The sequence below is a fragment of the Pollutimonas subterranea genome, assembly GCF_002849655.1.
In the GTDB taxonomy this organism is placed as follows: domain Bacteria; phylum Pseudomonadota; class Gammaproteobacteria; order Burkholderiales; family Burkholderiaceae_B; genus Pollutimonas; species Pollutimonas subterranea.
In genome coordinates, this window is record NZ_PDNW01000002.1 from 107,763 (window position 1) to 128,568 (window position 20,806).

Below are 20,806 nucleotides of genomic sequence, written 5' to 3' on the forward strand. Positions count from 1 at the left end.
TTATTTAGTCAGCATGAAGCTTTTGAATTTGGGCGCCAGGGCCTGTTCAAGCAAGTTGCGTTGCTGCTCTTGGTGCTTGGCCAGGTAGCCCACGGCTGGAGACGCCGACGCTGCACGCCCCGCATAGCCCAACTTCTGGCCGTCGGCCATGTTTTCGTAAAGATGATGCTGAATATAGAACCAGGGGCCTTGATTTTGAGGTTCGTCCTGAACCCAGACAATTTCCTTGGCGTTGACGTACTTGTGCAGCTCGGCCTGGAAAGCTTTGTGCGCGAACGGATACAGCTGCTCGACACGCAATATTGCTACATCGGTACGACCGGCTTCTTTACGGGCATGGACTATATCGTAGTAGACCTTGCCCGAGCAGACCAGCACCCGGGTGACGGCGGCCGGATCGATGCTGTCGTCTTGTTCGCCGATAACCGGCAGGAACTGGCTGTTGGCCAGGTCCGACAAGGGCGAAGTGGCGTCTTTGTTGCGCAGCAAGGACTTGGGCGTGAGGATGATCAGTGGCTTGCGGAACGGCCGTATCATCTGGCGGCGCAAGACATGGAAAATTTGCGCGCCGTTGGTGGGCTGCACGACCTGGATATTGTTATCGGCGCACAGCTGCAGGAAGCGCTCGATACGCGCCGAGGAGTGCTCGGGACCTTGACCTTCGTAGCCGTGCGGCAGCATCAGGGTCAGGCCGCACTGACGGCCCCATTTTGCTTCACCCGACGTAATGAACTGGTCGATAACGACCTGGGCGCCGTTGACGAAATCGCCGAATTGGGCTTCCCAGATGGTAAGGGTATTGGGTTCTGCCGTCGCGTAACCGTACTCGAAGGCCAGTACCGCTTCTTCGGACAAGACGGAGTCGATGACCGTGAAAGGAGCCTGGGTATCGGTTACGTTCTGGAGCGGAATGTAGGTGCCGTCATTCCAGCGCTCGCGCTTCTGGTCATGCAGCACCGCATGGCGGTGCGTGAATGTACCGCGCCCGGAATCCTGGCCGGTAATGCGGATGGCATAGCCACTTGCCACCAGCGTAGCGAAAGCAAGGTGCTCGCCCATGCCCCAGTCGACGTTCTGCTCGCCGCGCGCCATATTGCGACGGTCATTCAACAGCTTGTTGACCAGTGAGTGAGGCGTGAAATTTTCAGGCACCGTGGTGAGCTTTTCGCCGATGCGGGTAAGCTCGGCGACCGGCACGCCGGTATCAGCCTGGTCAGTCCACTTGGCACCCAGGAACGGAGACCAGTCGGTGGAGTACTTGTTCTTGTAGTCGGTCAGGACAGGTTCGATGGTGCGTTGACCATCTTCCATGAGCTGACGGTAGTCCTTGACCATTTGATCGGCTTCGTCTTCGGACAGGATTCCTTGCGCCACCAGCTTCTCGGCATACACCTTGCGGGTGCCGGGATGCTTGCCGATGCTCTTGTACATGAGCGGCTGGGTGAGCGAGGGCGTGTCTTGTTCGTTGTGGCCAAGCTTACGGAAGCAGACGATGTCCACCACCACATCGTGATGGAACTGGAGACGGTAATCGAGAGCCAGCTGAGTAACATAGACGACCGCTTCGGGATCATCGCCGTTTACGTGAAAAACCGGCGCCTGGATCATCTTGACCACGTCCGTGCAATACAGCGTGGAACGCGTATCGCGCGGATCGGATGTGGTAAAGCCGATTTGGTTGTTGATGACGATATGCAGCGTGCCACCGGTGCCGTAACCGCGCGTTTGCGCCAGGTTAAGAGTTTCCATGACGACGCCCTGGCCTGCAAAGGCGGCATCGCCGTGAACCAGCACAGGCAGGACTTGGGCGCCGACTTCGTCGCCGCGGCGATCCTGACGGGCACGCACACTGCCTTCGACCACAGGATTGACGATTTCCAGGTGCGAAGGGTTGAAAGCCAGGGAAAGATGCAGCGGGCCGCCGCGCGTGGAGAGGTCGCTGGAGAAGCCGTTGTGATACTTCACATCGCCGTCTGTCAGGCCTTCGGCGTGCTTGCCTTCGAATTCGGCGAACAAGTCGCCGGGCATCTTGCCCATGATGTTCACGAGCATGTTCAGGCGACCGCGGTGCGCCATGCCCACCACGAGTTCCTGCACGCCATTTTCACCGGCATGTCCGACCACTTCGTCCATGCAGGCGATGAAGCTTTCGCCGCCTTCAAGCGAGAAGCGCTTCTGGCCAACATACTTGGTGTGCAGGAAGCGCTCGAGCCCTTCGGCCTCGGTGACTTGCTGCAGGACGTGGCGCTTGCGTTCCGCCGAGAACGACGGTACGCCCAGCGTGGATTCAAGACGTTCCTGTATCCAGCGCTTGGCGGCCGGATCGGAGATATGCATGAATTCGGCACCGACACTGCGGCAATAGGTATCCCGCAAGGCCTTGAGCATGTCGCGCATGGTCATCGTGTCGGCTTTGGTGAAATACGTATTGGTAGCCGAATAGACCTGGTCGAGGTCGGCTTCGGTCAGGCCGTAGAAGGTGGGATCAAGCTCGGGGATGGCCGGACGGTCCTGGCGTTTCAGCGGATCGAGCTCGGCAAATCGGGAGCCCAACGACCGGTATGCGGCAATGATGGACTGAACGTAGACTTGCTTGCCGGCGACCGTGAGGTCAGGCTCTTGGGCGCGTGCGACGAAGGCATTGGCCTTGGCGCGCTGCGCAAATGATTCGACAATGGGCGCGTGGGCCTGGTCGCGCGTGACTTCCCGACCGTCAGTGGCAGGCTGGTGCTGCAACTGGTCGAAATAATCGCGCCACTCGTTTGGCACCGACCCCGGATTGTCGAGATAGGATTCATAGAGATCCTCGACATATGGGGCGTTACTACCAAACAGGTAAGAATTGGATAAAAGTTCTATTTCCGATGACATAAATGCGCTTCACCTATCCGAGTGTCTCACTCGTTATGATGCAGGGAACAACCTTCCGCGACACGGCCAGACCGATTAGCGGATAGCGGGGCAGAAGGCAACGTACGACGCCTTGATAAGCCGTATTCCTACTAGTATACCTGTCGGGCATAGAGGGACAACCCAAAGCCGGAGAAATGCCGGGCAAAATCAACAAAGCGTTGGCATTAACAAACACCCTGGTCCATTTAACCGATGAACCGCCTTATTCGCCGGGTACCGCGCAGTCACAATCCAGTCTGACAATGGATCCACGATGGCACTACACTTAAGGTTTTCGTCCTTCATTCAATCTCTTCGCGACTCAGGAGTTCCAACAAATGGACGCCAATTCCGATCTTGAAAAACTTGCCCTGGACTACCACGCCTACCCGTCCCCCGGCAAAATCTCCGTCATGCCCACCAAGCCGCTGGCCAACCAGGATGACTTGTCGCTGGCGTACTCTCCCGGCGTCGCATTTGCCTGCATGAACATCCATGCGCAAGGCGAAGACGCCGCCGCCAAGTACACATCGCGCTCAAATCTGGTCGGTGTCATCACCAACGGTACCGCGGTGCTGGGCTTGGGCAACATCGGTCCGCTGGCCGCCAAGCCGGTCATGGAAGGCAAAGGATGTCTGTTCCGCAAATTTGCCGGCATCGATGTCTTCGACATCGAGCTTGACGAGACCGACCCCGACAAGCTGGTCGACATCATTGCGGCGCTTGAGCCCACGCTGGGCGGCGTCAACCTTGAGGACATCAAGGCGCCCGAATGTTTCTATATCGAAAAGAAACTTCGTGAGCGCATGAAGATTCCGGTGTTCCACGACGACCAGCATGGCACGGCGATTATTTCCTCGGCCGCCATCATCAACGGACTGAAAGTCGTCAACAAGAAGATCGAAGACGTGAAACTGGTGTGTTCGGGCGCCGGCGCGGCCGCCATTGCCTGCCTGAACCTACTCGTACACCTGGGCATACAGCAGTCCAACATCTACGTCGTGGATTCGCGCGGGGTGATCTGGAATGGCCGCGATGAAAACATGGAGCCCAACAAAGCCCGCTACGCTCAGAATACCGATGCCCGAAGCCTGGCCGATGCCTGCAACAACGCCGATGTGTTCCTTGGGTGTTCCGCGCCCGGGGTGCTGACCGCCGACATGGTCAAGACCATGGCCTCGCGCCCTCTCATCCTGGCCCTGGCCAATCCCGAGCCCGAAATCCGCCCCGAGGTTGCCAAGGCCGCGCGCCCCGACTGCATCATTGCGACGGGCCGTTCCGATTATCCGAACCAGGTCAACAACGTATTGTGTTTTCCCTTCATCTTCCGCGGTGCGCTCGACGTCGGCGCCACGGTCATCAATGAAGAAATGAAGCTGGCTTGCGTCAAAGCCATTGCCGAACTGGCCGAGGCGGAGCAGAACGATGAAGTCGCTATCGCTTACGCCGGCCAGGAATTGGCCTTCGGCCCCGATTACATTATTCCCAAGCCGTTCGACCCACGGCTGATCGTCAAGATTGCGCCGGCGGTGGCCGAAGCAGCCATGGCGTCGGGCGTTGCCCGGCGGCCTATCGAAGACCTGGAAGCCTACCGGCAAAAGCTGATGAGCCTGGTCTACCACACTGGCCAGCTCATGCGGCCACTGTTCATGCAAGCCAAGAACGCACCGAAGCGGGTCATCTATGCCGACGGCGAAGACGAACGGGTGCTGCGCGCTGCGCAAACTGTGGTCGACGAAAAATTTGCCCATCCCATCCTGGTGGGCCGCCCTTCGGTGATCGAGATGCGCATTCAGAAGTACGGCCTGCGCCTGGAAGTCGGCCGCGACATTGAAATCGTCAATCCTGAAGACGACGACCGGTTCAACGAAACATGGTCGGCCTACTACAAATTGATGGGCCGTGATGGGGTGACGCCGGATATCGCCAAGGCCATGGTGCGCAAGCACAATTCATTGATCGCCGTCATGCTGCTGCAGCGCGGCGATGCGGACGCCATGATTTGCGGCGTGGCCAGCCGGTTCGACAATCAGTTGAAGTACGTGCAGGAAGTCATAGGATTGAAGCCGGGCGTGCAAACGTTTGCCGCCATGAACGTGCTGATGCTGCCGACACAGACACTGTTCATCTGCGATACGCATGTGAATGAAAACCCAAGCGCCCAGCAGATCGCCGACATGACGATCCAGGCCGCCGACGAAATCCTGCGCTTTGGCGTCATCCCGAAGGTCGCCCTGCTGTCGCACTCCAACTTTGGCAGCAGGTCCACCGAGTCGTCACGAAAAATGGCCGAGGCCCGTCGGCTTATTTCGGAGCGCGCGCCGACGCTGGAAGTCGACGGTGAAATGCACGCCGACTCGGCCCTTTCGGAAACCATCCGGCTCAAGGCCTTTCCCGATTCGACATTGAAGGGACCAGCCAATTTGCTGATCATGCCGAATCTCGACACTGGAAACATCACCTACAACATGCTGAAGATGACGGGCAGCAATGGCGTAGCCATGGGACCCGTATTGTTGGGCGCGGCACGCCCGGTACACATACTGACGACCAGTTCGACCGTGCGCCGTATCGTGAACATGACAGCCCTTGCCGTGGTGGATGCGCAGCAGGAGGCCGGTCTGGTCCAACTGTAAATGTATCGCAGGGCTACTCCACTTTGCCGATATCCTGGACAGCCCTGCGAAGCACTTTGTCATCGGCATCCCAATAAGCCTGGAACTCGGGCGTATCGAGATACTCGATAGGGCTGCCGGCGCCAAGCACCTTCGCCTTGACATCCGGGTCGTTCGCGACCCGTCTTGCGCTTTCGCGTAATGTATCCACGATTTCCTGCGGCACTTGGCCCGGCACAAAAATGCCGGACCATTGCACGAATTTGGCGTTGTAACCCAGCGACTCCAGGCTGGGCACATCCGGCAGAGTTGCCAGGGGCTTATCACCCCAATGCGCCAGGGGCCGCAACGTACCGGCCTTGATGTGTTGGAGAACGCTGGAAGGTCCGGTAGAGATTGCATCCACCTGCCCGCCCAGCAATGCCGCCACGGCCGGCCCCGCCCCCGTGTAAGGTACGTGGGTCATTTTGATGCCGGTAGCGTTGGTCAACATCGCCATGGGCACATGCATCGAGCCATAGATTCCTGAGCTGCCATAGTCGATCTTGCCCGGCGACTGGCGGGCATAGTCGATAAAGTCCTTTGCCGTCTTCCAGGGCGCATCCGCGCGCACCACCAATACCGTCGGGTCAGCGGTGATCCGGGCGATGGCCTTGAAGTCGCTGGTGTCGTAGGCCGGTTCGCGACCCAGTATGCGATCTGCTTCAGGCAGGATCGATATGGACGAAAGCATCAGCATGATGGTGTAGCCGTCGGGTTTGGCCCGGGCCGCCGCCCCCACGCCGATGGCGCCCCCGGCGCCGGCCTTGTTTTCCACCACAACCGGTTGACCCAGATCTTTACCCAGGGCATCTGCAATAGGACGCGCCACCGTATCGGTGACGCCTCCCGGCGGGAAAGGCACAATCATGGTCACAGGCCGGTCAGGGTACTTTGCCATGACGGCGCCGGCTGCGAACAGCGCCGAGGCCGCCATAAGGAGCTTCATGGGTATTGTGCTTTTCATCGCTGCCTCCTTGGTGAAGGACCGCCCCGCATTCAGACAAAGCGGTTTTCGATGCTGCCCAGACCGTCGATCTCGATGCGGACGGAGTCGTTGGGTTTCAGGTACTGCGGCGGGTTCAGGCCCATGCCCACGCCGGCCGGCGTTCCGGTGGCAATGATGTCGCCCGGGAACAGGGTGATGCCGCGCGAGCAAGTTTCAATAAGCGCCGGGATGTCGAAAATGAAGTCGCGTGTGCTGGCGTCCTGGCGCAATTCGCCGTTTACCCAGCATCGCACCCGCGTATCGGAACCGTCGAGTTCATCGGCGGTGACGATCCAGGGGCCCATAGGGCAGAAGGTATCGAATGACTTGCCGAGATCCCATTGCTGATGGCGCATCTGCACATCGCGCGCGGTGACGTCGTTGACAATGGTGTAGCCGAAAATGTGGTTCAGCGCGTTTTGCCTGGAAATATTCTTGCCGCCCGTGCCGATGACGACCGCAAGCTCTGCCTCGTAGTCGATCTGGCTGGATAGTTCTGTTGGCAGCGACACGTCGTCGGCATGGCCGACGACACACTCGGGTACTTTAGTGAAGACGATGGGCCAGGCGGTAGTATCGGCATTGCTGGCCTTGAACACGGACCCCGATAACTCTTTGGCGTGCGCATGGTAATTGCGGCCCACACAGAAGATATTGCGCCGGGGCAGCGGAATGGGTGCGATCAGGCGGACGTCGTCCATGGAGGTGGTTTCGCCATGGAGCAGACTGGCCAGGTCGTGCCCCGCCGATGCCAGTTCAACCAATGACAGCACGCCGCGTTGAGCATCCTGCGGTGGCAGATCGAGGGTCTGCACAGACTGTCCGTCGCTGGAAACGACTCCTACACAACACTGTCCATTGTAACGGTAGGTGGCGAATCGCATGCGTGTAGTTCCCGTAGTTGGTCACCCGCGCAGTATATAAGCGGCTAGTTCACAAGGCAATACAGCTTTATACCCAGGAAGATGGCAGCCAGCCGGATACCGACACGCGCCCTTGGACTACCCCAATAAAAAAGGGCGCCTTGCATAGCCCATTATGCAAGGCGCCCTTCCCGTTACCGCCGATTACTTGCGGTTGGCAGGTATGTCGCGTGGTACCGAACCGGTGTACAACTGGCGTGGACGGCCGATTTTGTAATCGGGATCCGACAGCATTTCGTTCCATTGGGCAATCCAGCCCACTGTGCGCGCCAATGCAAAAATGGCGGTGAACATCGAAGTGGGTATGCCGATGGCGCGTTGCACGATGCCCGAATAGAAGTCGACGTTCGGGTAGAGCTTGCGTTCGACGAAATACGGATCTTCCAGCGCAATGCGCTCGAGTTCCATGGCCAGCTTGAACAGAGGATCATTTTCCAGGCCCAGGGCGGCCAGCACTTCCTTGCAGGTTTCCTGCATGAGCGTGGCACGCGGGTCGTAGTTCTTGTAGACGCGGTGACCGAAGCCCATCAAGCGTACGCCCGAATTCTTGTCCTTGACCTTTTCCATGAACTCGCCAACCTTGGCGATTCCACCATTGGCCTGCAGTTCTTCCAGCATTTGCAGGCATGCTTCGTTGGCGCCGCCATGAGCGGGGCCCCACAGGCAGCCTACACCTGCCGCGATGGCGGCAAATGGATTGGTGCCCGACGAACCGCAAAGGCGAACCGTCGACGTGGACGCGTTCTGCTCGTGGTCAGCGTGGAGTATGAAAATACGATCTAGCGCACGTTCGACGACTTCGTTGACCTTGTACTCTTCGCAAGGCGTTGCGAACATCATGCGCAGGAAGTTGCCCGTGTAGGACAGATCATTCTGCGGGTAGATGAACGGCTGTCCTTGCGAGTACTTGTAGGCCATCGCGACCAGCGTAGGCATTTTCGCGATCAGGCGAATGGCCGACACATGGCGATGATGCGGGTTGGTGATATCGGTGGAGTCATGATAGAAAGCCGACAAGGCGCCCACCAGGCCCGTCAACACGGCCATGGGATGCGCGTCGCGACGGAAGCCGCGCAGAAAGAAATGCAGCTGCTCGTTGACCATCGTGTGATGAGTGACGAGCGAATCGAAGTCAGCCTTTTCGGTTTCGTTGGGCAGATCGCCGTTCAAAATCAGGTAGCAGATATCGAGAAAATTACAATTTTCAGCAAGTTGGTCGATGGGGTAGCCGCGGTACAAAAGCTGACCCTTGTCGCCATCAATATAAGTAATGCCGGATTCGCAGGATGCCGTCGATAGAAAGCCCGGATCGTAGGTGAACATGCCGGTTTGGCCGTACAGCTTGCGGATATCGATTACGTCTGGACCGATCGTACCTTGGTACACCGGAAATTCAATCGGCGCACTACCATCGGAGAACGATAGTGTGGCTTTGTTATCTGACAATTGCATCACATTTTCCTTAAAATTAAAGCTTTTGCATCTGCGTGACTAGGCGAAGGATATCGGGCGTGTCATACACCCCGTCCAGCTTTTCGCGGCCCAGCAATACATCAAGCAATTCGTTGTCATCCATCTCGAACAGCAGGGTCAGGGCAGATACGTCGGTGTCGGTCAGTTCTGTTTCGAATTGATCCAAAAATCGGGTGATGATCAGGTCATTTTCCAACAAGCCCCGTCGAGCACGCCACCTCAGGCGGGCACGCTCCAGTTCTGACAACTTTCTCATCAATGATCCAAACCTTCTTTATATAGTGCGGCGAACCAGCATTTCCTTGATCTTGCCGATGGCAGCCGATGGATTCAGGCCCTTGGGACAGACGTCGGCACAGTTCATGATGGTGTGGCAGCGGAACAGGCGATATGGATCTTCCAGATTGTCCAGGCGCTCGCCCGTGGCTTCATCGCGGCTGTCCACAATGAAGCGGTAAGCCTGCAACAAGCCTGCGGGACCGACGAATTTGTCGGGATTCCACCAGAAGGAAGGACATGCGGTGGAACAGCATGCGCACAGGATGCATTCGTACAGGCCGTTGAGTTCGTCGCGCGCTTCTGGAGTCTGCAGGCGTTCTTTCTCGGGTGGCGGCTGGTCATTGATCAGGAACGGCTTGATCGAATGATACTGATTGAAGAAGTGCGTCATGTCGACGATGAGGTCGCGCACCACGGGCAGGCCCGGCAAAGGCTTCAGGACGATGGGCTCTTTGAGCTCGAGAAGATTGGTGGTGCATGCCAGCCCGTTCTTGCCGTTGATGTTCATGGCATCGGAACCGCACACGCCTTCGCGGCATGAACGGCGTATGGCAAGACTGTCGTCGACATCGCTCTTGATGCGGATGATGGCATCGAGCAGCATCTTGTCAGTGGGCTGCAGCTCGACTTCGAGCTTCTGCATGTATGGCCGCTCGTCCTTGTCCGGATCGTAGCGATAGATTTCAAACTTGACGGTACGTTTTTGACTCATTTCGATATCCTGCTTAGAAGGTCCGCGATTTGGGCGGGAAGCTGTCTACGGTAAGCGGCTTCATTTGCACCGGCTTGTAGTCGAGACGGCTGCCTTCCGAGAACCACATTGTATGGCGCAACCAATTGACGTCATCGCGCTCGGGGTGATCGTTCAGCGCGTGCGCTCCGCGACTTTCCGTACGGTTGGCGGCCGACTTCGTCGTGGCACGCGCCACTTCGATCATGTTGGTCACCTCGAGGGCTTCAATACGCGCCGTATTGAAAACTTTCGATTTATCTTTGAAGTAGAGGCTGTCCACCTGAGGAGCCAGACTTTCAATGGCGTCCACGCCCTTGTTCAGCAGGTCGAGCGTGCGGAATACCCCGCAGTGATGCTGCATGGCCATTCGAATGGCGTTGCCGACATCTTGTGTTTTTTCGCCATCGGTGCGCGTCTCGAGCTTGTTCACGCGGTCGAGGGAGAAATCGATGGCCGACTCGGGAATGGATTGATGGGAACGCTGGCGTTCGGGATGCGATTCGACGATATGGTTGCCCGCCGAGCGCCCGAACACGATAAGGTCCAGCAAGGAGTTGGTACCCAGACGGTTGGCGCCGTGCACCGACGTGGCGGCGCATTCGCCGATGGCGTACAAGCCATTGACGGGCGTGGTCTCGCCGTTGGCGACGCTGACAACCTGGCCGTAGATATTGGTGGGGATACCGCCCATTTGATAATGGATGGTGGGCACCACGGGGATGGGATCTTTGGCGGGATCCACGTTCGCAAACTTGATGGCGATTTCGCGAATGGAAGGCAAGCGCTTCTGGATGGTTTCGGCACCAAGGTGGTCGAGCTTGAGAACGACATAGCTGCCGTCTCCGCAACCGCGGCCTTCCTTGATTTCCTGGTCCATCGAGCGCGAAACGAAGTCGCGCGGGGCCAGGTCCTTGAGCGTGGGCGCGTAGCGCTCCATGAAGCGTTCACCGTCTTTATTCAAGAGAATGCCGCCCTCGCCGCGCACGCCTTCGGTGATCAGTACGCCAGCGCCAGCGACGCCAGTGGGATGAAATTGCCAGAACTCCATGTCTTGCAAGGGGAAGCCGGCACGCGCCGCCATTCCCAGGCCATCGCCGGTATTGATGAACGCGTTGGTGGAAGCAGCCCAGATGCGGCCTGCACCGCCCGTGGCCAGCACAGTTTGCTTGGCTTCCAGCACGTAGATCTCGCCGGTTTCCATTTCGAGCGCGGTAACGCCCAGCACATCGCCTGCATCGTTGCGCAACAGGTCGAGAGCCATCCACTCGACAAAGAATTGCGTGCGCGCCGCCACGTTACGCTGATACAGCGTGTGCAGCATGGCATGCCCTGTACGGTCAGCCGCGGCACAGGCGCGTTGCACGGGCTTCTCGCCGAAATTGGCGGTATGGCCGCCGAAGGGCCGTTGATAGATGGTGCCATCGGGATTGCGGTCGAACGGCATGCCGAAATGTTCGAGTTCGTAGACGGCATTGGGCGCTTCACGGCACATGAATTCGATAGCGTCCTGGTCGCCGAGCCAGTCGGAACCCTTGACGGTATCGTACATATGCCAGTACCAGTTGTCTTCGCTCATGTTGCCCAGCGAGGCGCTGACGCCGCCCTGAGCGGCAACGGTATGTGAACGCGTCGGGAACACTTTGGACAGGACCGCGACGGACAAGCCGGCCTGAGCCAGTTGCAAGGAGCAACGCATGCCGGCTCCGCCGGCGCCTACGACCACCACATCAAACTGGCGGCGCGGTAAGGAATTTTTGACAGCAGCCACGGCTTATAAGCTCCAGAGAATTTTTGCAAAGAATACGACAGCGCCTACCAGCCACAGGAGGGTCAGGACTTGCAGGAACAAGCGCAGGCCCGCCGAACGGACGTAGTCCATCCAGATGTCGCGCACGCCTATCCATGCATGCCAGGCCAGCGACAAGAACGCCAGCGTGGCCAGCAAGGAGCCAACAGGCATCCCGAACCATGCAAAGGTAAAAAGGTGGCGCCAATTTTCGAAATTCATTTCAGACGTGAAAATAATTCCGAAAAAAAGCACCAGCGTGTAGACGGCCATTATGATGGCGGTAACACGCTGAACGATGAAATCGATGGTGCCGTAATGGGCACCGACAACGAGGCGTTTCGTGCCGAGACGTTCTTGAGTTGTCATTACCACACCCCAAACAGTTTAAGACCAAAGACGATGGTCAGCGCCAGGCTGACCCCCAGGACGACGCCCGCCGTTTTCTGGGCCGAATGCTTGTCGTTGGCAATATGCAGGTCGAGCATGAGATAGCGGATGCCGGCACAGAAATGGTGCAGGTAACCCCATATAAGAACCAGCAGCACCAGCTTGCACAATGGGTTCGCCACCCAGGATTGAATGCTTGCGTAGCTTTCGGGTGATGTCACGCTGAGCGCGAACAGCGGCAAGATGACCAACGGTAAACAGACGAACAACAATGCGCCGCTGATGCGGTGCAGAATCGACGTTTTCCCTGCCAACGGCAGGCGGTAGCTCAGGATCTGCGGAATGCTTAGGTTGCGAAACTGCGGACGTGGCTTTGAAGCTGAATCGGACATGATGGCCTCGAGTTATAACAATTAATTTATTGCAAAGAGCTGCGGTATTTTCGCCTATTTGGCGGCGGTCCACCAAACGGAGTAAAAAAGGTAATCAATTCAAGCTGTTCTTGTAATGGAATCGTTCTGTTACATACAATCCCCTACGTACCTCCATGGGTCGATCCCCATAGGTATAAGACACACGCTCGACTTGCAGCAACGGACTTCCAGCGGCAATCTGGAACAAGTCGCATTGGTCTTGAGTCGCCGAGACGGCTCGTATTTTTTCTTCGGCCCGCACCATGCTTACGCCGAATTCAGATTCGAACAACGCATACAAGGGGCCGCGATAGCGCCCGAGTGAATCGGCGGTAAGCCCACGAAACACAGACCCGGGCAGCCAGATGTCATCGAGTATGGTCGGGATCTGGTCAAACGACAGCAATCGCCGGATATTGACGACGATGTCGGCCGTGCGCAGATCGAGCAGTGCCGCGATATCGGCGGGTGCCTTCACCCGTCGGCATTCAAGGACCCGGCTGCCGGACAGGGACTGCTTGGCATCGTCGGGCGTAAGCCGCAGGAAACGGAACCGGACGTTGGCTTCGTGGTGCGTGGCCACGAAGGTGCCCTTGCCTTGGCGGCGTATCAACAGGTTTTCGGCGGCGAGTTCGTCGATGGCCTTGCGCACCGTGCCCTGGCTGACCTGAAAGCGGCCGGCCAGTTCAAGTTCGCTGGGTATGGCTTCGCCAGGCTTCCATTCGCCGCGGTCCAGGCTGTGCAGCAACAAGCCCTTGATTTGCTGATACAACGGACTGAAGGCCGCACTGCTTGCAGAGCGACCCGCGTCTGAGGCGTGATCAGCGGAAGGGTTATTGGGCATAAGGCAAAGTCGGTTTTGCGTAAGATTCGGCGAGGCGTAGAAAACTTTCATGGGGCACCCGGCATTTTCGCATGCCTGACGGTTTCTGTCTAACACTCTTGTGTCTTATATAAGATATAAGACAATTGACGCGCCTAACGTTTTTCGCTAACCTAGCGTGCTACCGTGGCGTGTGCGCCCGCTGTTGCCGCGCCCGCACGGGGAGCCTGTCATGCCTCGCGTCCAGGCACCCGAAAGCACTACACTATTAGTATCCGTACCCACTCATTCCTACTATCTACGGGAGATTGTTCATGTCCAAACCCGCCATGCGTGTCGCCGTCACCGGCGCTGCCGGCCAGATCGGCTACGCCCTGCTGTTCCGTATCGCCTCAGGCGAAATGCTCGGCAAAGACCAGCCCGTCATCCTACAGCTGCTTGAAATCCCCGACGAAAAAGCCCAGAAGGCGCTCAAAGGCGTCATGATGGAGCTGGACGATTGCGCCTTTCCTTTATTGGCGGGCATGAGCGCATACAGCGATGCGCGTGAAGCCTTCAAGGACGTCGACGTTGCCCTGCTGGTTGGCGCACGCCCCCGCGGACCCGGCATGGAGCGCAAAGACCTGCTGCACGTCAATGCCCAGATCTTCACGGCTCAAGGCAAGGCATTGAACGATGTCGCCAGCCGCAATGTCAAGGTACTGGTTGTCGGCAACCCTGCCAACACCAATGCCTACATTGCCATGAAGTCGGCACCCGACCTTCCGGCCAAGAATTTTACCGCCATGCTTCGCCTGGACCACAACCGCGCGCTGTCGCAATTGGCCGCCAAGTCGGGCAAGCCGGTCGCCGACATCGAAAAGCTGATCGTCTGGGGCAACCACTCGCCCACCATGTATCCCGACACTCGTTTCGCCACGGTCGGCGGCGAAAGCCTGCAGGGCATCATCAACGACGAAGCCTGGAATCGCGACACGTTCATTCCTACTGTCGGGAAACGCGGCGGCGCCATCATCGAAGCGCGCGGCCTGTCATCGGCTGCCTCGGCGGCCAACGCGGCCATCGACCATATCCGTGACTGGGTGCTGGGCTCGAACGGCAAATGGGTCACCATGGGCGTTCCTTCCGATGGATCCTACGGTATCCCCGAAGGCATTATCTATGGTGTACCGGTCACCACGGCCAACGGCGAATATACACGTATCGAAGGCCTGGAAATCGATACCTTCTCGCGCGAACGCATGGATTTCACGTTGAACGAGCTGCTCGAAGAACGTGACGGCGTGCAAGATCTATTGAAGTAATGCGACACAGACAAGGCTCGGTAATCCGGGCCTTGTCTTCGATATGCCCCGACGCATATCCGGTACTTTGTCCCCACGAAGACAGTTCCGTGGCAGCCAATACATTAGAGTCTGGGCATCTGCCCACGACACAGCCATTTTCGGAGATCCCGATGACCCGACCCGCCTCGCCCGGCGCTCTGTTTCGCCAGGCATTAAAAGAAGAACAGCCATTGCAAATCATTGGCGCCATCAACGCCAATCACGCCTTGCTGGCCAAGCGCGCCGGCTACCGGGCCATCTACCTTTCCGGTGGCGGAGTCGCCGCCGGCTCGCTGGGCCTGCCTGACCTGGGCATCAACACGCTGGACGACGTGCTGACCGACGTGCGGCGTATTACCGATGTGTGCGACGTACCCCTGGTGGTCGACATCGACACCGGTTTCGGGCCTTCCGCCTTCAATATCGGGCGCACCGTAAAAAGCCTGATCAAGTTTGGCGCGGCCGCCTGCCACATCGAAGACCAGGTCGGTGCCAAACGTTGCGGCCACCGGCCCGGCAAGGAAATCGTCACCACACAGGAAATGGCTGACCGCGTCAAGGCGGCGGTCGACGCCCGTACAGACAGCGATTTCTTCATTATTGCGCGCACCGATGCCATCGCCGTCGACGGCGTGGATGCCGCACTCGAGCGTGCCGTGGCCTGCGTCGAAGCCGGCGCAGATGCCATTTTTGCTGAAGCCTCGTACGACCTCGCCACCTACGAGCGGTTTTCCAAGGCGCTGAACGTACCCGTGCTGGCCAATATCACCGAGTTCGGGCAAACGCCGCTATTCAGCGTCGACGAACTGGCAGGCGCAGGCGTGGGCATGGTGCTCTACCCGCTTTCGGCATTTCGCGCCATGAACAAGGCCGCCGAATCGGTATACACGGCAATACGCAAGGATGGCCACCAGAAGAACGTCATTGACATGATGCAAACCCGGGAAGAACTCTACGACCGCATCGGCTATCACGAGTTTGAATCCCGGCTTGATGCACTATTTCAGCAAGGCAAATCGAAATAACCTTCCAGGAGTTGAGACATGGCTACAAACGAAGTTAAAGATAGCAAGCCCGGCCCAAAACCCAAGAAATCCGTCGCCCTTTCCGGCGTAGTCGCAGGCAATACAGCGCTGTGCACTGTCGGACGCAGCGGCAACGACCTGCACTACCGGGGCTACGATATTCTCGATATTGCTGAAGCCAGCGAGTTCGAAGAAGTCGCCCACTTGCTGATACACGGCAAACTGCCCACTAAGGCCGAGCTCAAGGCCTACAAGCAAAAACTTCGCAGCCTGCGCGGACTGCCTGCCGCGTTGCAAAGCGCGCTCGAAGCCTTGCCGGCGGCCAGCCATCCCATGGACGTCATGCGCACGGCCGTATCAGTGCTGGGCTGCGTCCTCCCCGAAAAGGATGACCACAACATCCCCGACGCCCGCGACATCGCCGACCGGCTGATCGCCAATCTGGGTTCGGCCCTGCTGTACTGGTACCACTTCAGCCATAACGGCCGCTTCATCGATGTACAAACCGACGACGACAGCATAGGCGGACATTTCCTGCACCTGCTGCACGGCACTGAGCCCAGCGAAGAATGGGTCCGGGCCATGCATACATCGCTGAACCTGTATGCCGAACACGAGTTCAACGCATCGACGTTCGCCAGCCGCGTCATTGCCGGCACAGGTTCGGATATGTATTCCGCCATTACCGGCGGTATTGGCGCGCTGCGCGGACCCAAGCACGGCGGAGCCAATGAAGTCGCTTTCGAGGTTCAAAAACGCTACGACTCGCCGGACGAGGCTGAGGCCGACATCCGTCGCCGCGTCGAGAACAAGGAAGTCATCATCGGCTTCGGTCATCCGGTGTATACGGTTTCCGATCCGCGCAATAAGGTGATCAAGGAAGTCTCGCGCAAGCTGTCCAAGGAGCAAGGCAACATGAAAATGTTCGATATTGCCGAGCGATTGGAAACGGTGATGTGGGACGCCAAGAAAATGTTCCCCAACCTGGATTGGTTCTCGGCCGTGTCCTACCACATGATGGGCGTGCCCACGGCCATGTTCACGCCACTATTCGTGATTGCCCGCACTGCCGGCTGGGCCGCGCATATTCTTGAACAGCGTGCCGACAACAAGATCATCCGCCCCACCGCCAACTACATTGGCCCGGAAGATCAAACTTTCGTACCGCTCGCCAAGCGCTGATCGCGACAGGGGCATAAGCCGGGCATCGCGCCCGGCCGTTCCCCGCACCACCCCTGGACATCACATCTCAATCTTCCGGATGCCATGAACACTGCAAACCGCAAACCCCTGCCCGGCACTGATCTCGACTACTTCGACGTACAGGCAGTCGTCGACGCCATCCAGCCCGGTGCCTATGAAAAGTTGCCATATACGTTACGCGTACTGGCTGAAAACCTGGTGCGTCGCTGCGATCCGGCCACGCTGACGGCTTCGCTCAAACAGCTCATCGAGCGCAAGCGTGACCTGGACTTTCCCTGGTTCCCCGCGCGCGTGGTTTGCCATGACATCCTGGGCCAAACCGCACTGGTCGACCTGGCCGGCCTGCGCGATGCCATTGCCGCGAAAGGCGGCGATCCCTCCCTGGTCAACCCGGTCGTGCCAACGCAACTGATCGTCGACCACTCGCTGGCCGTCGAACATGGCGGTTTCGAGAAAGATGCCTTCTCCAAGAATCGGGCCATCGAAGATCGGCGCAACGATGATCGCTTCCATTTCATCAACTGGACCAAGAAAACGTTCAAGAACGTCGACGTGATCCCGCCGGGCAACGGCATCATGCACCAGATCAACCTGGAACGCATGTCACCGGTCGTGCATGCGCGCGACGGCGTTGCCTATCCGGATACCCTAGTCGGCACAGACAGCCATACACCCCACGTCGACGCGCTGGGCGTGATCGCAATCGGCGTGGGCGGCCTTGAAGCGGAAAGCGTGATGCTCGGTCGCGCATCGTGGATGCGCCTGCCCGACATCATCGGTGTCGAACTGACCGGCAAGCTGCGCCCCGGCTCCACCGCCACCGATCTGGTACTGGCGCTGACCGAATTCCTGCGCAACCAGAAAGTCGTATCGTCATACCTCGAGTTCTACGGCGAAGGCGCGTCCCGCCTGACCCTGGGCGACCGCGCCACCATTTCGAACATGACGCCCGAATATGGCGCCACCGCGGCGATGTTCTACATCGACCAGCAGACCATCGATTACCTGAAACTCACTGGCCGCGACGACGATCAAGTCAAGCTGGTGGAAACCTACGCCAAGCAGGCCGGCCTGTGGGCCGACAGCCTCAAGAATGCCGAATACGAACGCGTGCTCCAGTTCGACCTGTCGACCGTCGTGCGCAATATCGCCGGACCATCGAACCCGCATCGGCGCGTACCCACGTCCGAACTGGCGGCCCGCGGCATATCGGGCACGGTGGAAAACGAACCCGGCCTGATGCCGGACGGGGCCGTGATCATCGCCGCGATCACCAGTTGTACCAACACCAGCAACCCGCGCAACGTGATTGCCGCCGGACTGCTGGCCCGCAACGCCAACGCGCGTGGCCTGAACCGCAAACCCTGGGTCAAGACCTCGCTGGCACCGGGATCCAAAGCGGTACAGCTTTATCTTGAAGACGCCAAGCTGCTGCCCGAACTGGAAAGCCTGGGTTTCGGCATCGTCGGCTTTGCCTGTACCACGTGCAATGGCATGAGCGGCGCCCTGGATCCCGTGATTCAGAAAGAAATCATCGACCGCGACCTGTACGCGACAGCCGTGCTGTCCGGCAATCGCAACTTCGACGGCCGTATCCATCCTTATGCCAAGCAGGCCTTCCTGGCCTCGCCGCCGTTGGTGGTCGCCTATGCCATTGCCGGCACCATCCGCTTCGATATTGAAAAAGATGTCCTGGGTATCGACAAGGACGGAAATCCGGTCACGCTGAAAGACCTCTGGCCCACCGATGAAGAAATCGATGCCATCGTGGCCGCCAGCGTCAAGCCTGAACAGTTCCGCCAAGTCTACGAGCCCATGTTTGCCGTGAGCGTCAATAGCAATGAGCAGCTCAGCCCGCTATACGACTGGCGCCCGACCAGTACCTACATCCGCCGCCCGCCCTACTGGGAAGGTGCACTGGCCGGCGAACGCACGCTCAAGGGCATGCGTCCGCTGGCGGTACTGGGCGATAATATCACCACCGATCACTTGTCTCCGTCCAACGCCATCATGGCGAACAGCGCCGCCGGTGAATACCTGACCAAGATGGGCTTGCCGGAAGAAGACTTCAATTCTTACGCAACCCACCGCGGCGATCACCTCACCGCCCAGCGTGCTACCTTCGCCAACCCAAAACTGTTAAATGAAATGGTCCAGGAGAACGGCCAGGTCAAGCAGGGTTCGCTCGCGCGCATTGAACCTGAAGGCAAGGTTACACGCATGTGGGAAGCCATAGAAACCTACATGGAACGCAAGCAGCCGCTCATAATCGTTGCGGGCGCCGACTACGGCCAAGGGTCATCGCGCGACTGGGCCGCCAAAGGCGTGCGCCTGGCCGGCGTGGAAGCCATCGTTGCCGAAGGCTTTGAACGCATCCACCGTACCAACCTCGTTGGCATGGGCGTATTGCCCCTCGAATTCATGCCCGGCCAGAATCGCAAGACGCTGGGCATCGACGGCACGGAAACCTACGACGTCATCGGTGAATGCACGCCGCTTGCGACGCTGACCCTTGTGATCAACCGCAAGAACGGCCAGCGCGCCGAGGTGCCCGTCACCTGTCGCCTCGATACAGCGGAAGAGCTGTCGATCTACGAAGCGGGCGGCGTATTGCAACGTTTTGCCCAGGACTTCCTGGACTCCACCGCGGCCGCTTAAGAACAAAGGAACTATTCATGGCTCACTCCCCACAGATCAAGGTTCCCGCCGTTTATATGCGGGGCGGCACCAGCAAAGGCGTGTTCTTTCGCCTGCAGGATTTGCCCGATTCCGCCCAAGTGCCAGGCGCCGCACGCGACGCGCTATTGATGCGCGTCATCGGCAGCCCCGATCCCTACGCCAAGCAGACGGACGGCATGGGCGGCGCGACCTCCAGTACGAGCAAGACGGTCATTCTCTCCAAAAGCAGCCGGCCCGGCCACGACGTCGACTATCTGTTTGGCCAGGTCTCCATCGACAAGGCCTTTATCGACTGGAGCGGCAACTGCGGTAATCTCTCGGCAGCTGTCGGCCCCTTCGCCCTCAGCAATGGCCTCGTGGATGCCAGCCGTATCCCGCAAAACGGCATGGCGACGGTACGCATCTGGCAGGCGAATATCGGCAAGACTATCGTCGCCCAAGTGCCCATCACCGACGGCGCCGTACAGGAAACGGGCGACTTCGAACTGGATGGCGTCACCTTCCCCGCCGCAGAAGTGCAGTTGGAGTTCATGGATCCGGCCGCCGATGAAGACGGCGCGGGCGGCTCGATGTTCCCCACCGGCAACTTGGTCGACGATCTTGATGTACCGGGCATAGGTACGCTGAAGGCCACCATGATCAATGCCGGCATCCCGACCATTTTCATCAATGCCGAAGACATCGGCTACACCGGCACCGAGCTGCAGGATGCCATCAACGGCGATCCCGGCGCGCTCTCGAAGTTCGAAACCATACGTGCCCATGGCGCATTGCGCATGGGCCTGATCGCGCATATCGATGAAGCCGCCCAGCGCCAGCACACTCCGAAAGTGGCTTTCGTCGCCAAGCCGGCCGCCTACGCCGCGTCCAGCGGCAAGCAGATTGACAACGCCGACATCGACCTGCTGGTGCGTGCCCTGTCCATGGGCAAGCTGCACCATGCCATGATGGGCACAGCCGCCGTCGCCATTGGCGCCGCGGCAGCCATTCCAGGCACCTTGGTAAGCCTGGCGGCTGGCGGCGGAGAACGCAATGCGGTACGCTTTGGCCATCCCTCGGGAACATTGCGGGTCGGTGCACAGGCCCGCCAAGAAGGCGGCGACTGGGTCGTCACCAAGGCCATCATGAGCCGCAGCGCCCGAGTACTGATGGAGGGCTGGGTGCGCGTGCCCGGCGACGCGTTCTAGGAACGCCAACGACTGTTGCCCGGAGGACAAGTC

Annotated in this window: 16 protein-coding genes; 6 read left to right on the forward strand and 10 right to left on the reverse strand. The window is 58.8% G+C overall.

The features are described 5' to 3' along the window. On the reverse strand, nt 1-2,871 hold the full coding sequence (locus CR159_RS03035; RefSeq protein ID WP_102072539.1) for a 2-oxoglutarate dehydrogenase E1 component: 2,871 nt from the start codon (nt 2,869-2,871) through the stop codon (nt 1-3). Between the two features lie 359 nt (nt 2,872-3,230). Here CR159_RS03035 and CR159_RS03040 point away from each other — a divergent pair, with 359 nt between their 5' ends. Then, nucleotides 3,231-5,528: an NADP-dependent malic enzyme gene (locus CR159_RS03040; RefSeq protein ID WP_102072540.1), complete on the forward strand. Its 2,298-nt coding sequence runs from the start codon at nt 3,231-3,233 to the stop codon at nt 5,526-5,528. Nucleotides 5,529-5,541: 13 nt separating this feature from the next. Here CR159_RS03040 and CR159_RS03045 read toward each other — a convergent pair whose 3' ends face one another. From CR159_RS03045 to CR159_RS03085, 9 genes are all read right to left on the reverse strand, one after another. Next, nucleotides 5,542-6,513 (reverse strand): tripartite tricarboxylate transporter substrate binding protein, encoded by a 972-nt coding sequence (locus CR159_RS03045; protein WP_102072541.1) that lies wholly within the window; start codon nt 6,511-6,513, stop codon nt 5,542-5,544. A gap of 32 nt (nt 6,514-6,545) precedes the next feature. Then, on the reverse strand, nt 6,546-7,418 hold the full coding sequence (locus tag CR159_RS03050; RefSeq protein WP_102072542.1) for a fumarylacetoacetate hydrolase family protein: 873 nt from the start codon (nt 7,416-7,418) through the stop codon (nt 6,546-6,548). Between the two features lie 183 nt (nt 7,419-7,601). Further along, nucleotides 7,602-8,909 carry a citrate synthase gene (gltA, locus tag CR159_RS03055; protein WP_102072543.1) on the reverse strand — a complete coding sequence of 436 codons (1,308 nt, stop codon included), beginning with the start codon at nt 8,907-8,909 and terminating at the stop codon, nt 7,602-7,604. A gap of 16 nt (nt 8,910-8,925) precedes the next feature. Beyond that, the gene (locus CR159_RS03060; RefSeq protein WP_102072544.1) at nt 8,926-9,186 is read right to left on the reverse strand and encodes a succinate dehydrogenase assembly factor 2; all 261 of its coding nucleotides are present in this window, start codon (nt 9,184-9,186) and stop codon (nt 8,926-8,928) included. Between the two features lie 18 nt (nt 9,187-9,204). After that, nucleotides 9,205-9,921, reverse strand: coding sequence for a succinate dehydrogenase iron-sulfur subunit (locus CR159_RS03065; RefSeq protein WP_102072545.1), 717 nt, complete (start codon nt 9,919-9,921; stop codon nt 9,205-9,207). 13 nt (nt 9,922-9,934) lie between these two features. Then, complete coding sequence (sdhA, locus tag CR159_RS03070; RefSeq protein WP_102072546.1) at nt 9,935-11,710, reverse strand: succinate dehydrogenase flavoprotein subunit; 1,776 nt, start codon at nt 11,708-11,710, stop codon at nt 9,935-9,937. A gap of 3 nt (nt 11,711-11,713) precedes the next feature. Beyond that, nucleotides 11,714-12,097, reverse strand: a complete 384-nt coding sequence (gene sdhD, locus CR159_RS03075; RefSeq protein WP_102072547.1) for a succinate dehydrogenase, hydrophobic membrane anchor protein — start codon at nt 12,095-12,097, stop codon at nt 11,714-11,716. After that, the gene (sdhC, locus tag CR159_RS03080; RefSeq protein ID WP_102072548.1) at nt 12,097-12,510 is read right to left on the reverse strand and encodes a succinate dehydrogenase, cytochrome b556 subunit; all 414 of its coding nucleotides are present in this window, start codon (nt 12,508-12,510) and stop codon (nt 12,097-12,099) included. The genes sdhD and sdhC overlap by 1 nt, the downstream gene beginning before the upstream one ends. Before the next feature lie 94 nt (nt 12,511-12,604). Then, nucleotides 12,605-13,375: a GntR family transcriptional regulator gene (locus CR159_RS03085; RefSeq protein ID WP_102072767.1), complete on the reverse strand. Its 771-nt coding sequence runs from the start codon at nt 13,373-13,375 to the stop codon at nt 12,605-12,607. A 293-nt stretch (nt 13,376-13,668) separates the two neighbouring features. Here CR159_RS03085 and CR159_RS03090 point away from each other — a divergent pair, with 293 nt between their 5' ends. From CR159_RS03090 to prpF, 5 genes are all read left to right on the forward strand, one after another. Further along, a complete protein-coding gene (locus CR159_RS03090) occupies nt 13,669-14,658 on the forward strand; it encodes a malate dehydrogenase (protein WP_102072549.1) in 990 nt (329 codons plus the stop codon). A gap of 152 nt (nt 14,659-14,810) precedes the next feature. Then, nucleotides 14,811-15,704: a methylisocitrate lyase gene (prpB, locus tag CR159_RS03095; protein WP_102072550.1), complete on the forward strand. Its 894-nt coding sequence runs from the start codon at nt 14,811-14,813 to the stop codon at nt 15,702-15,704. An 18-nt stretch (nt 15,705-15,722) separates the two neighbouring features. Then, nucleotides 15,723-16,886, forward strand: a complete 1,164-nt coding sequence (gene prpC / locus CR159_RS03100; protein ID WP_102072551.1) for a bifunctional 2-methylcitrate synthase/citrate synthase — start codon at nt 15,723-15,725, stop codon at nt 16,884-16,886. 84 nt (nt 16,887-16,970) lie between these two features. Continuing rightward, nucleotides 16,971-19,565 (forward strand): Fe/S-dependent 2-methylisocitrate dehydratase AcnD, encoded by a 2,595-nt coding sequence (gene acnD / locus CR159_RS03105; RefSeq protein WP_102072552.1) that lies wholly within the window; start codon nt 16,971-16,973, stop codon nt 19,563-19,565. A 17-nt stretch (nt 19,566-19,582) separates the two neighbouring features. Next, the gene (gene prpF / locus CR159_RS03110) at nt 19,583-20,773 is read left to right on the forward strand and encodes a 2-methylaconitate cis-trans isomerase PrpF (RefSeq protein ID WP_102072553.1); all 1,191 of its coding nucleotides are present in this window, start codon (nt 19,583-19,585) and stop codon (nt 20,771-20,773) included. The last annotated feature ends 33 nt before the right edge of the window (nt 20,774-20,806 follow it).

Coding starts and splice junctions, on each gene's coding strand:
- CR159_RS03045 (WP_102072541.1), bottom strand. CDS start 6,513: ATGAAAAGCACAATACCCATGAAGCTCCTTATGGCGGCCTCGGCGCTG.
- CR159_RS03040 (WP_102072540.1), top strand. CDS start 3,231: ATGGACGCCAATTCCGATCTTGAAAAACTTGCCCTGGACTACCACGCC.
- prpC (WP_102072551.1), top strand. CDS start 15,723: ATGGCTACAAACGAAGTTAAAGATAGCAAGCCCGGCCCAAAACCCAAG.
- CR159_RS03065 (WP_102072545.1), bottom strand. CDS start 9,921: ATGAGTCAAAAACGTACCGTCAAGTTTGAAATCTATCGCTACGATCCG.
- CR159_RS03085 (WP_102072767.1), bottom strand. CDS start 13,375: ATGCCCAATAACCCTTCCGCTGATCACGCCTCAGACGCGGGTCGCTCT.
- CR159_RS03090 (WP_102072549.1), top strand. CDS start 13,669: ATGTCCAAACCCGCCATGCGTGTCGCCGTCACCGGCGCTGCCGGCCAG.
- CR159_RS03035 (WP_102072539.1), bottom strand. CDS start 2,871: ATGTCATCGGAAATAGAACTTTTATCCAATTCTTACCTGTTTGGTAGT.
- prpF (WP_102072553.1), top strand. CDS start 19,583: ATGGCTCACTCCCCACAGATCAAGGTTCCCGCCGTTTATATGCGGGGC.
- gltA (WP_102072543.1), bottom strand. CDS start 8,909: ATGCAATTGTCAGATAACAAAGCCACACTATCGTTCTCCGATGGTAGT.
- prpB (WP_102072550.1), top strand. CDS start 14,811: ATGACCCGACCCGCCTCGCCCGGCGCTCTGTTTCGCCAGGCATTAAAA.
- CR159_RS03060 (WP_102072544.1), bottom strand. CDS start 9,186: ATGAGAAAGTTGTCAGAACTGGAGCGTGCCCGCCTGAGGTGGCGTGCT.
- sdhD (WP_102072547.1), bottom strand. CDS start 12,097: ATGACAACTCAAGAACGTCTCGGCACGAAACGCCTCGTTGTCGGTGCC.
- acnD (WP_102072552.1), top strand. CDS start 16,971: ATGAACACTGCAAACCGCAAACCCCTGCCCGGCACTGATCTCGACTAC.
- CR159_RS03050 (WP_102072542.1), bottom strand. CDS start 7,418: ATGCGATTCGCCACCTACCGTTACAATGGACAGTGTTGTGTAGGAGTC.
- sdhC (WP_102072548.1), bottom strand. CDS start 12,510: ATGTCCGATTCAGCTTCAAAGCCACGTCCGCAGTTTCGCAACCTAAGC.